This is a genomic window from Acinetobacter sp. YH12076, assembly GCF_013419525.1.
Classification (GTDB): Bacteria; Pseudomonadota; Gammaproteobacteria; order Pseudomonadales; family Moraxellaceae; genus Acinetobacter; species Acinetobacter amyesii.
On sequence record NZ_VOZY01000010.1, the window covers coordinates 114601 to 130336 of the forward strand.

Consider the following 15736-nt stretch of genomic DNA (forward strand, 5'->3'; position numbering starts at 1 on the left):
GTCAAATACCTGTAACCGATAAAAGGGCTGAATCAAAGTTTGCTGAATTTTGACGAATTGATACGGTTTGAACGTTATCGCGTGCTACAAGGTCAGCAAGGGTGATTTTTGCAAGATAATCGGCAATGTGGTGGGAGAGTTCCTGCCATAAATCGTGAGTCAAGCACATTGCACCATTTTGGCAGTTGCCTTTGTGGTCACAACGGGTTGCATCAACTGTTTCATTTACAGCTTCAATAATTTCCAAAACAGTGATGTCTTCAGCACTACGAGCAAGGTGGTAACCACCGTTAGCTCCACGGATGCTGGAAACTAAGCCGTGACGCTTTAATTTTGCAAATAACTGCTCAAGATAGGCCACTGAAATGGTTTGACGAGCTGCAATTTCTGCAAGAGTGATCGTTTGTTCAGTTGGCTGCAAAGCTAGATCAAGTAGAGCAGTCACTGCGTAGCGACCGCGAGTTGTTAAGCGCATGATTCGATACACATGTTAAGTCTAGATGTGCAGATTTTATGAATCCTGACTAAAATAGTCAAGTTTTTTTGAGATTGTTTATTTGTTTTATTTTGTCTGAAAAATTATGTATTTATTTGAACCACACATTATACACTAATAACGTTATTAAAAGAACAGATATTAGACTAAAAGCGATATTAATCCGCTTTTGACGACGTTCGATACGCTTAATACGGTTTTTGTATTGTTTAACTTCAACTTGTAGCGTGTTTATTTTAGAGCGTTGCTGTTCAATTTTTTCTAAAAGTGGGGCAATACGTTTTTTAGATGCAACGATATCGTTTTCTTCGACAGGTTCAGACAACCAGTGTTTCCAGTCAGATAAAATTTTCGGCACACTAAATAAAGAAACCAAATCACGAAATTCATCTTTTAGAACCACATCGCCATCGATACGCATGGTTTTGATGCTTTTGCGATTACCAAATACAAAAATTTTAACCAAATCCATTAATGTCGTACGGACATCAAGGTCGATGGCTTTATCTGGAGATTTCGTGTCGAACAGAATGCCGTGCTCAGTAAACTGAACATAAAAGTCAAAATAAGGGATGTAGCTATTTATTTTTAGTGCGACTTTTTGATCAACAAATTTTTTAGCTTGTAATGCTACAACACGGTCATGTTTTAAAATGAAGGTAAAAATCGTTTCTAAAACAATCAGGGTCATAGTAAGCAACAAATGTGGTTGAGCTTGTGTTTGTTGCGTATCGCTCATAAAAAATGTCCTTGTTAAAATCTGAAAGCACTGGAAACTGAGCGTCCTGCTCTAGAGGAACTTAGAATATACCAAAAATTTGGTAATTCACTAGCTTTGTAGAACAGTTTAATCAATCTATCAAGTTATATGTTTGCTATTATGTTGTTAAAATGAAGAATCACATGTTGATGTGCACATAAAATAATCAGGAGAAGTGGGGATTATGGAAAATACAGAAAGCATAATTGACGATGCACAGGAAACATCAGAAAAGCTGGCTAATCCTCGGGTACGTAGTCATTCTGATCGTCGCTCTAAAATGGATTTTCGTAAATACACCAAACAGATTTGGTTGGCTGGATTAGGTGCTTTTTCACGTGCTGAGGGAGAGGGAAATAAGCTTTTTGACTCTTTAGTCAAAGTTGGAGAGGAGCTTGAGTCCAAAACGATTGATATTGCAGATCAAACTGTCGAAAAAGTTTCAGAAAAAGCCAAGGAATCTGTAACCGATACGAAAGATAAAGTAGAAAAAATTTTAGATAATGGTGTTAATCATTCTTTAAACCGTTTAGGATTGGTGACTGTAAAGGATTTACAGCACTTAGAAAGGCTTATACTTCAATTACATACTAAAGTTGACCAATTGGCCGAAGAGAATGCCCAACTGAGGGCCGAAATATTAAAAAAACACTAACTTTTTTAATATTATCGAATTTTCAAGGTTTTTTTCGTCAAAAAATTCTATAAAAAGAGGTTGAGGAGTATTGCGTTTAACCCTAAAGCATTGCTATAAAGGCGTTATGGCGTTTTATACAAATTCTTGAACCTTAAATAAACGATATTAAGAGGACGTAATTTTCATGAATAAATCAGAATTAATTGATGCAATTGCCGAAAATGGGGGATTATCTAAGGCCGATGCCGGTAAAGCTTTAGATGCTACAATTGCTGCAGTTACCAATGCATTAAAAGCTGGTGATACAGTTACTTTAGTTGGTTTCGGTACATTCAGCGTTAAAGAACGCGCTGCACGTACTGGTCGTAACCCACAAACTGGTGCGACTTTAGAAATCAAAGCAAGCAAAGTTCCTAGCTTCAAAGCGGGTAAAGGCTTGAAAGATTCTGTAGCTTAATCTTATTAAGCACATGAGACGCGCCATTATTTGGCGCGTTTTTTATTGGTAAATGTGATTAATTGATATATCGCATTCATTCATCTCGGGTTTTCGGTTAAAATTCACCGCAAATAAAATATTGGAATACTTATGGAATCGTTTCGTAAAGTCATTAAGGGTTGGCTGGGCAAGGTCTTGCTCGTTTTGTTTTTGACCCCTTTAGCACTTGTAGGTATTGAAGGATATTTTAGTGGTGGATCTAAAGATGCAGCAAAGACTGTAAACGGTACTGAAATTTCTCAAAAAGAACTCGAAGCACTGACGAACTCATTAAAAGAACAATATCTGGCATATGCTCAGGGTGATGAAACATTATTGAATCAAAATTTCATTAGCAATAAAGCGATGGATACTTTGGTTTCACGCCAATTGCTATTGCAACAAGCTGATAAATTAGGCATTAGCTTGAGTGATGCACAAATTGTGCAAATGATTCATCAGCAGCCAAGCTTTCAAGTCAATGGTCAATTTTCTGATGAAGCATTTGCGCGATACCTCGAATCGATTGGTATGACGAATCGCACATTCATTGATAATTTACGTAAAGACCATGCTTTAAAAATGTTGTCTACAACATTTATGGAATATGCATTGGTGAGTAAGCTTGATATCTTGCAAATTGCGAACTTACAAACGGAACAACGTAGTATTCAGTTGGCGAGCATTAATCTTGAAAATTACAAGAAAAATGTAAAAGTATCTGATGCTGAAATTGCCGCTTATTATGAGCAGCATAAAAACAAATTTAAGCAAGCAACTAGTGTTGATGCAGATTTTGTCGTATTAACACCTGCCAATATTACTGCACCTGTAGAAGCTGCAACTGATGCTGAACTGAAAGAAGCGTATAACAGCTTTGTTGAGAATGCACAGAAGTCAGTTAAACCTATCGTTAAGCACATCATGATCACTGCGGACAATCGTTCAGATGCCGAAGCTAAAAAACTGGCTGAAAGTGTTCAAGCTAAAATTAAAGCGGGTTTAAGCTTTAACCAAGCTGCTGCGCAATTCTCTGAAGATCCTGAATCTAAAGCGAAAGGCGGTGAATTGGTTGCTTATGAAAAAGGTGTATTTGGTGATGCATTTGATGCAGCAGTTGAAGGTGCTCAAGCTGGTCAAGTGACTGCTCCAGTGAAAACAGACAGTGGTTATCACTTGATCGAAAAAGTGGCTCCAGCTGTAAAAGTGGCTTCATTTGAACAAGAAAAAGCTCGTCTGCAAGCAGAAGTCGCTGCTTCGAAAAAAGCCAATGTTTTTTCTGACACTATAAACAGCCTCAATGATATGGTTGTGAGCAGTGATGCCCTTGATGTCGTGGGTCAAGAAGTGAAAGGTGTAAAAGTTCAATCATTGAATGGCTTAACATTAGCATCGCAACATCCAGTTTTAAGTGATGCAAACGTCAAAGTTAAATTGTTTAACGATGATGTTAAAAATGGTGAACGTAATGTTTCATCGAGCATTCAGTTGAAAAACGGTGATGTAGTTTGGGTGAAAGTGCGTAACTACCATGCTGCAGGTGTTCAAACCTTAGCTGAAGCGAAAGCGCATGTGAAAACTCAGCTGATTGAAAAGAAAGCGTCTGATGCTGCAAAAGCCCAGATTCAAGCGACATTGAAAGAGTTTGCTGCAAAACCTGCTGCTTCAGTCGCGAAAGGCAATTTAAACTTTGAAAATGCGGGTACCTTCACTCGTGCTGATGGTTTGTTGAAACGCGAAATTCAACGTGCTGCATTTAGTGTAAAAGCGCCGAAAGCAGGTCATTGGTCTGTTACGACTACAAATCTACCAAATGAGTTGGTTGTAGTTGCTGTGACTGCAGTGAATAAACAATCTGATTCGGCATTAACGGGTGAGCAGTTAGATGAGTTAAAAAAACTTTATCAACAGCTTCGTGGTCAGCAAGAATTTGATGACTACACACGTTATCTAAAAGATCATGCCAAAATTAAATAATTAAGGTAGCTTTAAAAAAACCAGCTTTCGAGCTGGTTTTTTTGGCTTAAATTGACAGATATAATTTTTATTTTAAAGATTTGGCAAATGAAATATCGACTCTAGCATCGTAGATTGGTGTTCTCAAAAAATAATATGAAGAAGAAATAACTCATCACGACAAAGGATTAAGCGGATGACATCTCTGTATATGCCTCAATTTAAACGTTTAAAGAAACCGTTATTGCGATGGATGGATCATTATTTTAAGCACATGATATTAATGCTATTAACGATTTGCGTTGCAAGTAGTATTCAAGCTGCAGAACGAAACTTTCAAAATGTTCTAGAGCAGGAAAGAGCTTGGGCGGGCTTGACCAGTAAAAAAGTCAAAAATAATGAAATCGAATGGACATACAGTGAAGGAGGAGATCCACGAAAACCGACGCTGTTGTTGCTGCATGGTTTGTCAGGCACGCGTGATAATTGGAACCGCGTTGCCCGTTATTTAACGCCAAATTATCATGTCATTATTCCAGATCTGCCAGCACATGGAGAAACTATTGTCGCAGATCAATTTGATCTATCAATTCCAAATTTAACTGAAAAATTACGACGATTTATTGATGCTGCAAAGTTAGATCCAAATTTACATATCGCAGGGCATTCGATGGGTGGTGCAATTGCCATGCTCTATAGCGCTCAGTATCCCTTAGAAGTGAAATCTTTATTGTTGGTGGATTCGGCAGGTGTCTTTAAGTCGAGTAATACAGTGTATTTAAAAGATATGGCAAAGCTTGCAGAGCTAGTGGTCAGAAAAACTGGTGATTTTGATCGCGTGATGAAGATCGTGATGCAATCCCCGCCTTTTATTCCACAAGAATTAAAAATTGGGCAAGAAAAGTTGATGATAGTTCAGTCTAAACAAACCAATAAAATGGTGGAGCAACTGCAAAAAATGGCGATCTTGTATACGCCAGAGTCCTTTGCTTTGGCTGCACGAGGCATTGATGCACCTGTGTTCATTATCTGGGGGAAGCAAGATCAGATTATCAATGTTGAAGTAGCAGAAGAATTGAAAAGCTTATTTAAAAAAGTCGAAAAACCGCTGGTATTAGACCATGTTGGTCATATGCCTATCTTAGAAGCGGAGCAGTTAATGGCGTTGCCATATTTAAAGTTTCTTTCAACTGTTCAATGAATCAAATCGGTAAAGTGTGTGAAAAAAAAGCGAGAAATATCTCGCTTTTTTAAACTTAATTAGACACGTTAAGTCGATTTAAGTACGTACTTTAATTTCATAGCCCGTGTATTTACGAATATTGATCACACCGGTATCCAAAATCAGATACTGACCTTTAATCCCTTGTAATTTTCCTCGAATAATCGGTGTTTTGTCCAAATTATGTGATTTGATTTTTTCAGGATATTCTTCTACCGGGTAGATAAATTGGCGTGGCAACTCATCTTCTAACAGTTCAACAGTTTCATTAAACTCTAAATTTTGGCTAAATTCTTCACGAATGGTCTGAATTTTTGGTGCAAATTCTTCCACCAATTGGTCGCGAATTTCGATCAGGTTGATGGGTTCTGCTTCACCTTTGAGCAATTTACGCCAATCAGTTTTATCGGCCACTTGCGTTCCAAACATAACTTCAAGCTGACCAGATAGACGACGTGAACCAACTTTCATAATAGGCAAAGCTTGCGTCGCACCTTGGTCCAGCCAACGTGTAGGCATTTGACCAAGTCGAGTAATCCCCACTTTTAAGGCACTCGAATTGGCTAAATAGACAATATGCGGTTGAAAGCAAACTTCATGGGCAAAATCATCTTCACGGCAAGTCCCGAGATGATAATGACAGGTTTCAGGCTTCATAATGCACATATCACAAGAAGCCTTAGTCTTCATGCATTTGAAGCAATGACCTTGTGAATACGATTTAGGCGTTTTTGCGCCGCAAGAAATGCAGTAGATATTTCCCGTGGCTTCAATTTCAATTTCTTGGCCAAGGCTAAACGGTAGATCAACTTCTGAGCGATCTAGAATAAATTTATACTCAACATTTGCCTTGTGTGTATGTTGATCAGTTACACTAAGGTCTTTAAGACCTGCATGCATTTTATGGCAAATGCCTTGTAGTTCCATACAAATACTCACTTCATTATTAAGGATGCGGTCAATGGCTGAACAAAATGTCATCACTTCTATGCTAGACGATTTGTCAAAAGAGCAGCCCATTTCAACCGCAATCTGTATTGGTCAGGATCTTGAGCAATACAATCAATTTCATCCAATTCAATGGCAACATTTTAACGTAACTGAGTTTTTAAATCTGCCTTTTACCCAGCGTTTTGACCTTGGATTTGTGATTCTTGATACTGAAATGATGTTGAGTTTGGATCAGCAGCAGAAAACTCAGATGTTGGTAAAATTGCGTGACCTATTTGCCAAACGCATCGTGGTGGTGAGTAAGTTACACGATGAACAATTATTACGTGCTTTAGGTTTTACTCAGCTCATTGATAAAACCACGCATGAAAGTGATTTTGCTTTATGGCAGTTTAATATTTTGACTTATAAACATATTCCAGATTGGTTTAACTCTAAATTTTGGGCAAATCCTGAAAACTGGGATAAATTCCGTTGGTAACAAATACTTAGCCTGCGAGAAATTGCAAAAATTAACAAACATTTATGATAAATCTGTGTTTTCCCACGTATGCTGTAATTAAGTTTATCTAGGTTTCACTGGGAAAAATAAAATGACAAATTTAAATAATATTGTTGAGATTTTAGCAAAGCAGGCCCTTGGTGGTGCAAACAATCAAAATCAACAAGGTGGTTTGGGTGGTATTTTAGGTTCGGTGCTGGGTCAATTGGGCGCAAATGCAGGCACTCAAAATACCCAAACCAATGCTCAAAACCAAGCGGGTGGTTTGGGGGGAATTCTAGGCTCTGTGTTGGGCCAACTGGGTGGTGCAGCGCAGCCGCAGCAACGTAGTAGCGGTGGTAATGCATCAACCATTTTAGTAGCAGTGTTACCTCTAGTGCTGGCTTGGATTCAAAAACAAGGTGGCCTACAAGGTGCTTTGGATAAATTACGTGGACAGGGCTTGAGCAGTCAGGTTGATGATTGGGTATCTACAGGCCCTGGTGATAATGCTGCTGTGACTAATCAACAAGTACAAAATTTATTTGATGATGCCGAAGTGGAGCAAGTTGCACAAGAAACACAAACTCAGAAACAAGATGTATATAGCGCAATTTCAAGCGTATTGCCGCAAATTATTGACTCATTGACGCCACAAGCTGGACAAACCAATCAGCAAGAAGCGAATGCTGATATTCAACAAGTGATGAATTTGGTCTCAGGTTTCCTTAAGCGTTAATCAAAATATCGATTTAGGTATTTGATTAAATACAAGCCAGTGAACACTGGCTTTTTTATGATTTGAAAAATGATAACAATGTGACGCTAAGATGGATTAAATAAACGGTTCGACACACTGATTTTTTTGCCAATATAGTGTGATTTTTTTTGACGAATCAAAATGATTTTCGACTGAAACTCTAACTCACCAAACTCTGGCTCAACTTGCACATAATGTAGTTGACCAAACTCATCACGTACACGCGCTTGAGCCGAAAAGCCGGGACGGGCATTTCCACTTGAAATGGTGGCTAGACGACCGAGTAAATTAACCGTTTGTTTTTTATATTTGGGTGGGACAACCTGATCCAAACAATGAATCATAAATACCGTAAAGAATATGGCAATGATCAACGCAGGTAAAATTAAATAATAAGCTGGAACGAATTGACCTTCTTTGGCATGGATGCAAAACTGAAGTACATAGCCTGCAAAGCTAAAATTCATCAGTAAGAAGAACAAAATCAGAGTCTTGGAAAATTTGACATTCAATAATGCCAACTCTTGTATGCGCTGAGGAGCGATTCTTTTTAAAACTTGGCTAGGACTAATATTGATATAGTAGCCAATGGTTTCAACCATGCCCAATAACAGTACGGCCAATAAACTTAAATGAAAGGGTATTAAGTTATAGTCTGTTAAAAATGAGGACATGGTTGTATTCCAGTGTTTATTCTTCTGTGAGGTAGATTCCACCATCAGAATGCACGTTAATGTTCACTTTTTCAAGGGCTTGACCTTGGCATGGGCCAGAAATACATTCCCCAGATTCGACCATAAACAGTGCGCCATGTGTTGAGCACTCAATAAATTCTTGGTCACGATCTAGAAATTGATTTTCTAGAAACTCAAGTTCCACGTGCAAGTGTGGGCAGTTATTTTGATAAGCGTAAAACATGCCATCACGTTGGGTGATAAAAATCGTTTCACCTTCAGGCGTTTCGAATGATCGTGCTTCACGTTCAGGCACATCATCCGTCATGCAAATTTTAAACATTAAGCACATTCCTTTTGAAATGATTGTAAAAGCTGAGCATATTCTTCAACTGCTAGGCGTGGACCAAACTGAGCCACAACTTCACTTGAAATCAAGATGGCCAGTTCAGCAGCCGTTTGATAGTCATGACCTGCATTCAGTGCATATAGGAAAGCACCAGCAAATGCATCACCTGCACCATTGGTATCTACTGCGGTAACTTTACGACCTGGCACGGTAAATGTTGCTGCTTCATTATGGATTAAGGCGCCTTTGGCACTTAATGTAATGACAATGTGTTTGCTTAGTGGTTGCAATTTAGCAAGTGCAGCATCTAAATGATCTGTTTCTGTGTACATCAGCGCTTCTTGTTCATTACAGAACAATAAGTCCACGCCATCATCGAGTAACTCATCTAGACCTTGACGTGCATATTGCACCATTGCTGGATCAGATAAGGTCAATGCAATTTGTACACCATTGGCTTTGGCGATTTGACGTGCTTGTTTTACCGCAAGACGCGCGCTATCTGATGTTGAAAGATAACCTTCGATATATAACCATTTCGCAGTATTTAAGCTGCCAAAATCAATTTGGCTATCAGTTAATTCAGCAGTAATACCGAGGTAAGTATGCATCGTACGTTCAGAATCAGGGCTGACCAATACCATACATGTGCCGGTTACACCTTCACTGATTGATTGAGTTGCAGTTTGGATACCTGCGTCGTTTAAACCATTTAGGTAAATTTGACCTAAGTCATCATTGCCGACACGACAACCATAAAATGCAGTTCCGCCTAAAGCACTAAAAGCAACCGAAGTATTTGCTGCAGAACCACCAGAAGCTTGACCTTTATATTCTTGAGTCGCTTTTAGATTGTTATAAAGGGCTGCTTGAGTATCGCCATCAGTCAGTTGCATCGTACCTTTTTGCAGATTGTGTTGAATTAGGAATTCGTCAGAGACTTTAAATTCTTGGTCAATAAGTGCATTACCAATTGCAAAAAGGTCAACAGTTGCCATGTTGTATAATCACATCAAAAAAAATGAAAGTGCTAAGTTTACACGAATGCTCAGGAATGCTGTAGTTTGTTGAAGAAAATTCAATTAAAGGACAGGTGTGTATAAAAATCGGGCAAATCCATTATATTTTTACATTTTTTTTGAATTAGTTGCCGTTTTAATCAGCTTTGCTATTGTGCAAATCGAAAATTTTTACTTTTATAGAGCTATAGGGTGTTCAGACTGAATCAAGATGATTTGGTCATCATAAATAGATAACAGATTAAAAGTGTGAATATATGGAAATTACGATTCGTCCAGCAGAGCAACTTCCTGCTCAAATCGAAAATATTGCTGCTTTGGCGCAGCATGAAGGCTATACATTTATACACCGTTTAATTGAAGAATATCAAAGTGGTAAAAATCGTTTTGACCAAACGGGTGAGCAATTATTGCTTGCTTATGATGGCGATAAATTGATTGCTTGTGGCGGTTTAAATCAGCAATGGGGTGATACTGGTGTAGAAGAACGGATTGGTCGAGTTCGCCGTTTCTATGTGCATCCGCAGTACCGTCAGCATGGCGTGGGTAAGCAGCTATTGGTGGAATTGGAAAAGGGTGCAAAAAAACACTTTTCTGCACTGTGCTTAAATACAGAACTTAAAAATGCTGCAAAATTCTATCAAAAACAGAATTATGTCTATGTTGAAAACCATCCAAATTATAATTATTTCAAATATCTGGTTTAGTTTTAAATCCAAAAATAGACAGTAAACACTATAAATGAAGCATCCGATATCGGGTGCTTTTTTCTTGTGATAATTTTAAAAAAGAGCGCCTTATTTTAAGCAAATTTTTAAGCAAAAATTCATTTTAGTTATCGAAGATATAAGCATCAAAATAACTGCATAGAGTGATGCATATGCAAGTGTATGAGCTACAAGAGTACGTTAAAAAAGTCCCTGAGATTGCCGCACTGTTTTGGTTGACCAAAATTTTTGCGACCACCTTTGGTGAAACCAGTGGTGATGCATTGTCCATGTCCTTAAATTTGGGCTATCTACTCAGTACCTTTATTTTCGCAGGCATATTTATCAGTTTGCTGTATTTTCAAATAAAGTCCAAAGCCTATAAACCTTATTTATATTGGGCCACGATTATTGCCAGTACCACGGTCGGTACGACTTTAGCGGATTTTGTGGATCGTTCTTTAGGGATTGGCTACTTGGGTGGTAGTTTGCTGTTACTGAGTTTGGTGCTCATATCGCTTTTTAGTTGGTATCGAGTCGAAGGATCGATCAATCCAAGTGTAGTGAATTTGCCGCGAACACAGATCTTTTATTGGCTGACGATTACATTTTCTCAAACGCTAGGTACAGCTTTGGGGGACTGGACTTCCGATAGTGCAGGATTAGGCTATAGTGGTGGCATTTGGCTATTTGGTGGTTTAATTCTATTGATGGTGTTGTTGTACTTTTTTAGTCAGGTCTCAAAGACGATTTTATTTTGGGCTACTTTTGTTTTGACACGTCCATTGGGCGCAGTTGTCGGCGATTTTCTAGATAAGCCAATCAGTTCAGGTGGATTGGATTTAAGTCGCTTTATGGCTTCTTTTGTATTGTTATTGGCGATTGTGATTTGTGTCTATTGGTCAACACGAAATGATAGGCAATCCATAAAACCTGTCTAAATGTTTTAGTGCGAAAACAAGTGATTTTTAAAATTAAAGTTCAAGTTGATTAAAACAGTTGGAAATGTTGTTTCGGTGAATCTAGTTATGATTTTTTAAGGTATACTTTGCCTAATTTAAATGAATAGATTAGGAGCACACATGACTGTAGATGTCACTGAAACCATTTCTCAAACTGTACATCCCGCGTTTCAGTTGATTCGTCAACATCATGTTGAAGCTTTAGACATTTTAGTGTCTGAATATAAACACAAAGTGACTGGCGCAGTGCATTATCACTTAGCCACAAACCATGATGAAAATGTATTTTTAGTTGCCTTCCGTACACAGCCGATGGATTCAAAAGGTGAGGCGCATATTCTTGAGCACACAGCACTCTGTGGCTCAGAAAAGTTCCCTGTACGTGACCCATTCTTTTTAATGATTCGTCGTTCCCTCAATACGTTTATGAACGCGTTTACCGCAGCGGATTGGACGGCTTATCCATTTGCAACGCAAAACAAAAAAGATTTCCAAAACTTGTTAGAAGTTTATATGGATGCTGCTTTTGCTGCGAATTTGAACCCGCTTGATTTTGCACAAGAAGGGATTCGTATTGAGCTAGAAAATGGCGAAGCTGTATATAAAGGCGTGGTATTTAATGAAATGAAAGGTGCCATGAGTTCACCTTCAGATCAGTTGTATCACCAACTTGCCCATCATTTATTCCCAGAAACAACTTATCATTACAACTCAGGCGGTGATCCGAAAGACATTCCTGACTTAAGCTATGAAGAGTTAGTAAGTTTCTACAAATCACATTATCACCCAAGTAATGCCGTGTTCATGACCTTTGGTAATGAGCCTGCATATAATTTACAAGAACAGTTTGAAACGCTTGCTTTGTCTAAATTTGAAAAAGGTCAAACGCTGTATTCAAAACCTGAACGTCGTTTAACTGCGCCTGTAACTGTAACTGAAACGTATGCAGTTGATGCTGAAGACCTCAAAGACAAAACCTATCATGTGCTTTCTTGGTTATTGCCAGAAGCAAGTAATATTAAATTACGTTTAGGTATGCGTTTGGTTGAGGGGGTATTGCTTGAAGATTCTGCTTCGCCATTACGTCATTACTTAGAAACCTGTGGTTATGCACAGTCTACTGGTCCATTCATGGGCGTAGATGACTCAAACTATGAAATGACGTTCTACTGTGCAATTCAAGGTTCAAACCCTGAGCATGCAGAACAATTTAAAAATGGCGTGTTTAAAGTATTAGAAGACGTTGCGGCTAAGCCTGTTGACCCGGCTTTAGTTGAGGCGATTTTGCATCAAATTGAATTGCATCAGCGTGAAATCAATGGTGATGGTACACCATATGGCCTAAGCTTAATTCTGAATGGTTTAAGCAGTGCGATTCACCATTCAGACCCTGTGGATGTCTGGGATGTGGATACGGCCATTGAACAAGTGAAGGAAGAGTTGAAAGACCCAATGTGGTTATCTAACTTAATCCAAACTTACTTGCTAGATAATCAACATCGTGTGCAATTAACTTTGGTTCCAGATGCTGAAAAAAATGCGTTGGAAGCGGCAGCAGAAAAAGCACGTTTAAAAGAAATTGTTGCGAACTTAACTGAAGCGCAAAAAGCAGAGATTATTGCGCAGACTGAAGCACTGAACATTCGTCAAGATACCCCAGATGATTTGAACCTATTGCCTAAAGTAGGTTTAGAAGACGTTCCTGCACAATTACAGATTGTACAAGGTCAATTACGCGAAATTATCAGTAATGGATTAGATACACCGTTAAATCTTTACCACGCAGGCACCAATGGTCTTTATTACCAACAAGTTTTGATTCAGATTCCTGATGAAGTGGTGCAATCGCCGTATTTCAACCTCTTGTCGATTTTGATGGGTGAAGTTGGTGCAGGTGAATACGACTACTTAGAGCTACAACAGTTGCAAACAGCTGTGAGTGGCGGTTTAGGTATGGGTGCATCCCTGCGTTCAAAAGTGGACGATAAAGGTCAAATTAGTGCTTGGCTAACGTTGACCACTAAATCATTGGTGAATAATCTTGAAGCAATTCGCTTATTGAAATTGGCTTTTGAACAGCTACGTTTTGATGAGAAAAACCGTATCGTAGAGTTATTGCAACAACGTAAAGCACGTTGGCATTCACGTGTTTCTGGCTCTGGTCATAGCTATGCAATGCAAATTGCAGGTCGTCAACATAGTGCATTGGCGTTACGTGATTATCATAATACAGGCCTAGGCGCGCTGAACTGGTTGTCAGAACTTGTCAGCAAAATTGAGCAAGACGACACGGCTTATAATGCCTTGATTGATGAGCTTAAGTTAATTCACAACCGTTTGCTTAAAGCACCAAAACAATTCTTGGTGGTGTGTGAGGAGCATCATTCAGACAGATTGGTTGAAGAAGTTCAAACCATTTGGGATAAAGTGGCGATTGACGATAACCCACATGATTTAACTCAAGTGAATTTTGCAGATAGCAACAATGACGAAGCTTGGCTCATTCAAGCCAATGTTCAGTTCTGCGCTTCAGCATATCCTGCGGTGGAAGTGTCACATCCAGATGCAGCACCTTTAATGATTTTGGCGGCTTATCTACGTAATGGCTTCTTGCATAGCGCGATTCGTGAAAAAGGTGGTGCTTATGGTGGTGGTGCAAGCTATGACGGCAATGCATGTTCATTCCGTTTCTATAGCTACCGTGACCCACGTTTAGCTGAAACGTTTAAAGATTTTGACGCAAGTGTGCAGTGGCTACTGAATGCTGAACAACAACCTCATCAGCTAGAAGAAGCGATTTTGGGTCTAATTGCCAGCATGGATAAACCGGGGTCACCAGCGGGTGAAGCCATTACAGCTTGTTATGCTTTATTGCATAAACGCACGCCAGCTTTCCGTCAAATGTTACGTGAACGTCTGTTGAATGTGACTTTGGAAGATCTAAAACGTGTTGCTGTGGCGTATTTGGTTGAACAACAACCGACAAAAGCTGTGGTTGCACCGGTGGCTAAGCGAGATGCTTTGGTTGAGCTTGGTTTCGAAATAAAACAAGTGAATTAAAACAAAAAAGGGGTTTTTATGGCGTTCAAATCTCTTGAGCGTACGACATTGCAACTGAGCCTCATTGCGCTCAGTTCAATGTATGTCAGTACTGTAAATGCACAAAATGCGGATGTGGCTGTTAAACCAGCTACCGCTGAAGCATGTGTGGCACTTGAGTCAAATGCAGAGCGATTATCGTGTTATGACGCTTTGTTTAAAGTGCAACCTGCTGAAAAAGAAATGTTGGTTTCTGAGCGTCAAGCCGCACAAGAAATTAAGCCTGAACCGACAGAGAAGCTAACTTTCAAAGAAAAAGTCAGTCATGCGTTTACGGACCGTTTATTTGCTGTAGAAGCACCGAACCTCAATCCAAATCTTTCATTATTGGATAGTCGTTGGGAACTTTCTCCAGAGAGTAAATTAGGGACGTGGAATATTCGCGGCTATCAACCTGTGTATTTAATGCCGGGATATTGGACTTCAGATAAAAATGAACGTCCATCAAGCCCGAATGAAAACAACACGGTACAAGCCGATCAGGAACAAAACCTGAAATCGATGGAAGCCAAGTTCCAATTGTCATTAAAAACCAAAGCTGTTGAAAACTTATTTGGTGATAATGGTGATATCTGGTTGGGCTATACCCAGTCTTCTCGTTGGCAAGTCTATAACGAAGATGAATCTCGACCATTCCGTGAAACCAACTATGAACCTGAAGCCAGTCTGGTTTTTCGTACCAACTATGAACTCTTGGGTTTGAACTGGCGTATGCTGGGCTTAACCTTTAACCATCAGTCTAATGGACGTTCTGATCCCTTATCGCGGAGTTGGAACCGTGTCATGTTAAATCTTGGCTTTGAACGTGACAATTTTGCACTGATGTTACGACCTTGGTATCGTTTTGAAGAAGATACTAAAGATGATAACAACCCAGATATTACCGATTATGTGGGACGTGGGGATTTAACAGCATTTTATCGTCATAAAGATCATGACTTTAGTTTAATGTTACGTCATTCACTGAAAGGTGGTGATGACTCACATGGTGCTGTGCAGTTTGATTGGACTTTCCCAATCAATGGTAAATTACGCGGCACAGTTCAATTGTTTGATGGCTATGGTGAAAGCCTGATCGATTATAACCATCGTGCAACCTATGTCGGTGTCGGTGTGTCATTAATGAATTGGTTCTAATGCTTCGCAAATAAAAAACCACGCTACGGCGTGGTTTTTTATGGCTGA

The 15736-nt window shown here is 39.2% G+C and carries 16 protein-coding genes; 10 read left to right on the forward strand and 6 right to left on the reverse strand.

The window, feature by feature from the left end; genetic code table 11:
* Position 1: 1 nt before the first annotated feature.
* Both FTU22_RS11505 and FTU22_RS11510 read right to left on the reverse strand, forming a co-directional pair.
* The gene (locus FTU22_RS11505) at positions 2-475 is read right to left on the reverse strand and encodes an Rrf2 family transcriptional regulator (RefSeq protein ID WP_078188665.1); all 474 of its coding nucleotides are present in this window, start codon (positions 473-475) and stop codon (positions 2-4) included.
* A 112-nt stretch (positions 476-587) separates the two neighbouring features.
* The gene (locus FTU22_RS11510; RefSeq protein ID WP_078188664.1) at positions 588-1235 is read right to left on the reverse strand and encodes a hypothetical protein; all 648 of its coding nucleotides are present in this window, start codon (positions 1233-1235) and stop codon (positions 588-590) included.
* Positions 1236-1440: 205 nt separating this feature from the next.
* Here FTU22_RS11510 and FTU22_RS11515 point away from each other — a divergent pair, with 205 nt between their 5' ends.
* From FTU22_RS11515 to FTU22_RS11530, 4 genes are all read left to right on the forward strand, one after another.
* On the forward strand, positions 1441-1911 hold the full coding sequence (locus tag FTU22_RS11515; protein WP_180094531.1) for a phasin family protein: 471 nt from the start codon (positions 1441-1443) through the stop codon (positions 1909-1911).
* Positions 1912-2077: 166 nt separating this feature from the next.
* Positions 2078-2350, forward strand: a complete 273-nt coding sequence (locus FTU22_RS11520) for an HU family DNA-binding protein (RefSeq protein WP_078188662.1) — start codon at positions 2078-2080, stop codon at positions 2348-2350.
* 132 nt (positions 2351-2482) lie between these two features.
* On the forward strand, positions 2483-4348 hold the full coding sequence (locus FTU22_RS11525; protein WP_180094532.1) for a SurA N-terminal domain-containing protein: 1866 nt from the start codon (positions 2483-2485) through the stop codon (positions 4346-4348).
* 232 nt (positions 4349-4580) lie between these two features.
* Positions 4581-5528 carry an alpha/beta fold hydrolase gene (locus FTU22_RS11530; RefSeq protein ID WP_180094567.1) on the forward strand — a complete coding sequence of 316 codons (948 nt, stop codon included), beginning with the start codon at positions 4581-4583 and terminating at the stop codon, positions 5526-5528.
* A 78-nt stretch (positions 5529-5606) separates the two neighbouring features.
* Here the strand turns inward: FTU22_RS11530 and FTU22_RS11535 are convergent, their stop codons facing one another.
* Positions 5607-6476 carry a DUF2797 domain-containing protein gene (locus tag FTU22_RS11535; RefSeq protein WP_180023994.1) on the reverse strand — a complete coding sequence of 290 codons (870 nt, stop codon included), beginning with the start codon at positions 6474-6476 and terminating at the stop codon, positions 5607-5609.
* Between the two features lie 34 nt (positions 6477-6510).
* Here FTU22_RS11535 and FTU22_RS11540 point away from each other — a divergent pair, with 34 nt between their 5' ends.
* Positions 6511-6981 carry a DUF6231 family protein gene (locus FTU22_RS11540; RefSeq protein WP_168378602.1) on the forward strand — a complete coding sequence of 157 codons (471 nt, stop codon included), beginning with the start codon at positions 6511-6513 and terminating at the stop codon, positions 6979-6981.
* Positions 6982-7093: 112 nt separating this feature from the next.
* Positions 7094-7720: a YidB family protein gene (locus tag FTU22_RS11545; RefSeq protein ID WP_180094533.1), complete on the forward strand. Its 627-nt coding sequence runs from the start codon at positions 7094-7096 to the stop codon at positions 7718-7720.
* A gap of 86 nt (positions 7721-7806) precedes the next feature.
* Here the strand turns inward: FTU22_RS11545 and FTU22_RS11550 are convergent, their stop codons facing one another.
* The 3 genes from FTU22_RS11550 to FTU22_RS11560 are packed head-to-tail and all read right to left on the reverse strand — an operon-like array spanning position 7807 to position 9762.
* Positions 7807-8415, reverse strand: coding sequence for an OB-fold-containig protein (locus FTU22_RS11550; protein WP_180094534.1), 609 nt, complete (start codon positions 8413-8415; stop codon positions 7807-7809).
* 16 nt (positions 8416-8431) lie between these two features.
* A complete protein-coding gene (locus FTU22_RS11555; RefSeq protein WP_078188656.1) occupies positions 8432-8758 on the reverse strand; it encodes a Rieske (2Fe-2S) protein in 327 nt (108 codons plus the stop codon).
* Positions 8758-9762: an adenosine kinase gene (locus tag FTU22_RS11560; RefSeq protein WP_180094535.1), complete on the reverse strand. Its 1005-nt coding sequence runs from the start codon at positions 9760-9762 to the stop codon at positions 8758-8760. The genes FTU22_RS11555 and FTU22_RS11560 overlap by 1 nt, the downstream gene beginning before the upstream one ends.
* Before the next feature lie 278 nt (positions 9763-10040).
* Here FTU22_RS11560 and FTU22_RS11565 point away from each other — a divergent pair, with 278 nt between their 5' ends.
* The 4 genes from FTU22_RS11565 to FTU22_RS11580 all read left to right on the forward strand — a co-directional run bounded on the left by FTU22_RS11565 (position 10041) and on the right by FTU22_RS11580 (position 15688).
* Entirely contained in the window at positions 10041-10490 is a 450-nt protein-coding gene (locus FTU22_RS11565; RefSeq protein WP_180094537.1) for a GNAT family N-acetyltransferase, read from the forward strand.
* 167 nt (positions 10491-10657) lie between these two features.
* Entirely contained in the window at positions 10658-11431 is a 774-nt protein-coding gene (locus FTU22_RS11570; protein ID WP_180094539.1) for a hypothetical protein, read from the forward strand.
* A 141-nt stretch (positions 11432-11572) separates the two neighbouring features.
* Positions 11573-14512, forward strand: coding sequence for an insulinase family protein (locus FTU22_RS11575; RefSeq protein ID WP_180094541.1), 2940 nt, complete (start codon positions 11573-11575; stop codon positions 14510-14512).
* An 18-nt stretch (positions 14513-14530) separates the two neighbouring features.
* Positions 14531-15688: a phospholipase A gene (locus FTU22_RS11580; RefSeq protein ID WP_180094543.1), complete on the forward strand. Its 1158-nt coding sequence runs from the start codon at positions 14531-14533 to the stop codon at positions 15686-15688.
* The last annotated feature ends 48 nt before the right edge of the window (positions 15689-15736 follow it).

Excerpts from the sequence above, each read along its gene's own strand:
- FTU22_RS11505 (WP_078188665.1), bottom strand. The coding sequence starts at position 475 with ATGCGCTTAACAACTCGCGGTCGCTACGCAGTGACTGCTCTACTTGAT.
- FTU22_RS11510 (WP_078188664.1), bottom strand. The coding sequence starts at position 1,235 with ATGAGCGATACGCAACAAACACAAGCTCAACCACATTTGTTGCTTACT.
- FTU22_RS11515 (WP_180094531.1), top strand. The coding sequence starts at position 1,441 with ATGGAAAATACAGAAAGCATAATTGACGATGCACAGGAAACATCAGAA.
- FTU22_RS11520 (WP_078188662.1), top strand. The coding sequence starts at position 2,078 with ATGAATAAATCAGAATTAATTGATGCAATTGCCGAAAATGGGGGATTA.
- FTU22_RS11525 (WP_180094532.1), top strand. The coding sequence starts at position 2,483 with ATGGAATCGTTTCGTAAAGTCATTAAGGGTTGGCTGGGCAAGGTCTTG.
- FTU22_RS11530 (WP_180094567.1), top strand. The coding sequence starts at position 4,581 with ATGGATCATTATTTTAAGCACATGATATTAATGCTATTAACGATTTGC.
- FTU22_RS11535 (WP_180023994.1), bottom strand. The coding sequence starts at position 6,476 with ATGGAACTACAAGGCATTTGCCATAAAATGCATGCAGGTCTTAAAGAC.
- FTU22_RS11540 (WP_168378602.1), top strand. The coding sequence starts at position 6,511 with ATGGCTGAACAAAATGTCATCACTTCTATGCTAGACGATTTGTCAAAA.
- FTU22_RS11545 (WP_180094533.1), top strand. The coding sequence starts at position 7,094 with ATGACAAATTTAAATAATATTGTTGAGATTTTAGCAAAGCAGGCCCTT.
- FTU22_RS11550 (WP_180094534.1), bottom strand. The coding sequence starts at position 8,415 with ATGTCCTCATTTTTAACAGACTATAACTTAATACCCTTTCATTTAAGT.
- FTU22_RS11555 (WP_078188656.1), bottom strand. The coding sequence starts at position 8,758 with ATGTTTAAAATTTGCATGACGGATGATGTGCCTGAACGTGAAGCACGA.
- FTU22_RS11560 (WP_180094535.1), bottom strand. The coding sequence starts at position 9,762 with ATGGCAACTGTTGACCTTTTTGCAATTGGTAATGCACTTATTGACCAA.
- FTU22_RS11565 (WP_180094537.1), top strand. The coding sequence starts at position 10,041 with ATGGAAATTACGATTCGTCCAGCAGAGCAACTTCCTGCTCAAATCGAA.
- FTU22_RS11570 (WP_180094539.1), top strand. The coding sequence starts at position 10,658 with ATGCATATGCAAGTGTATGAGCTACAAGAGTACGTTAAAAAAGTCCCT.
- FTU22_RS11575 (WP_180094541.1), top strand. The coding sequence starts at position 11,573 with ATGACTGTAGATGTCACTGAAACCATTTCTCAAACTGTACATCCCGCG.
- FTU22_RS11580 (WP_180094543.1), top strand. The coding sequence starts at position 14,531 with ATGGCGTTCAAATCTCTTGAGCGTACGACATTGCAACTGAGCCTCATT.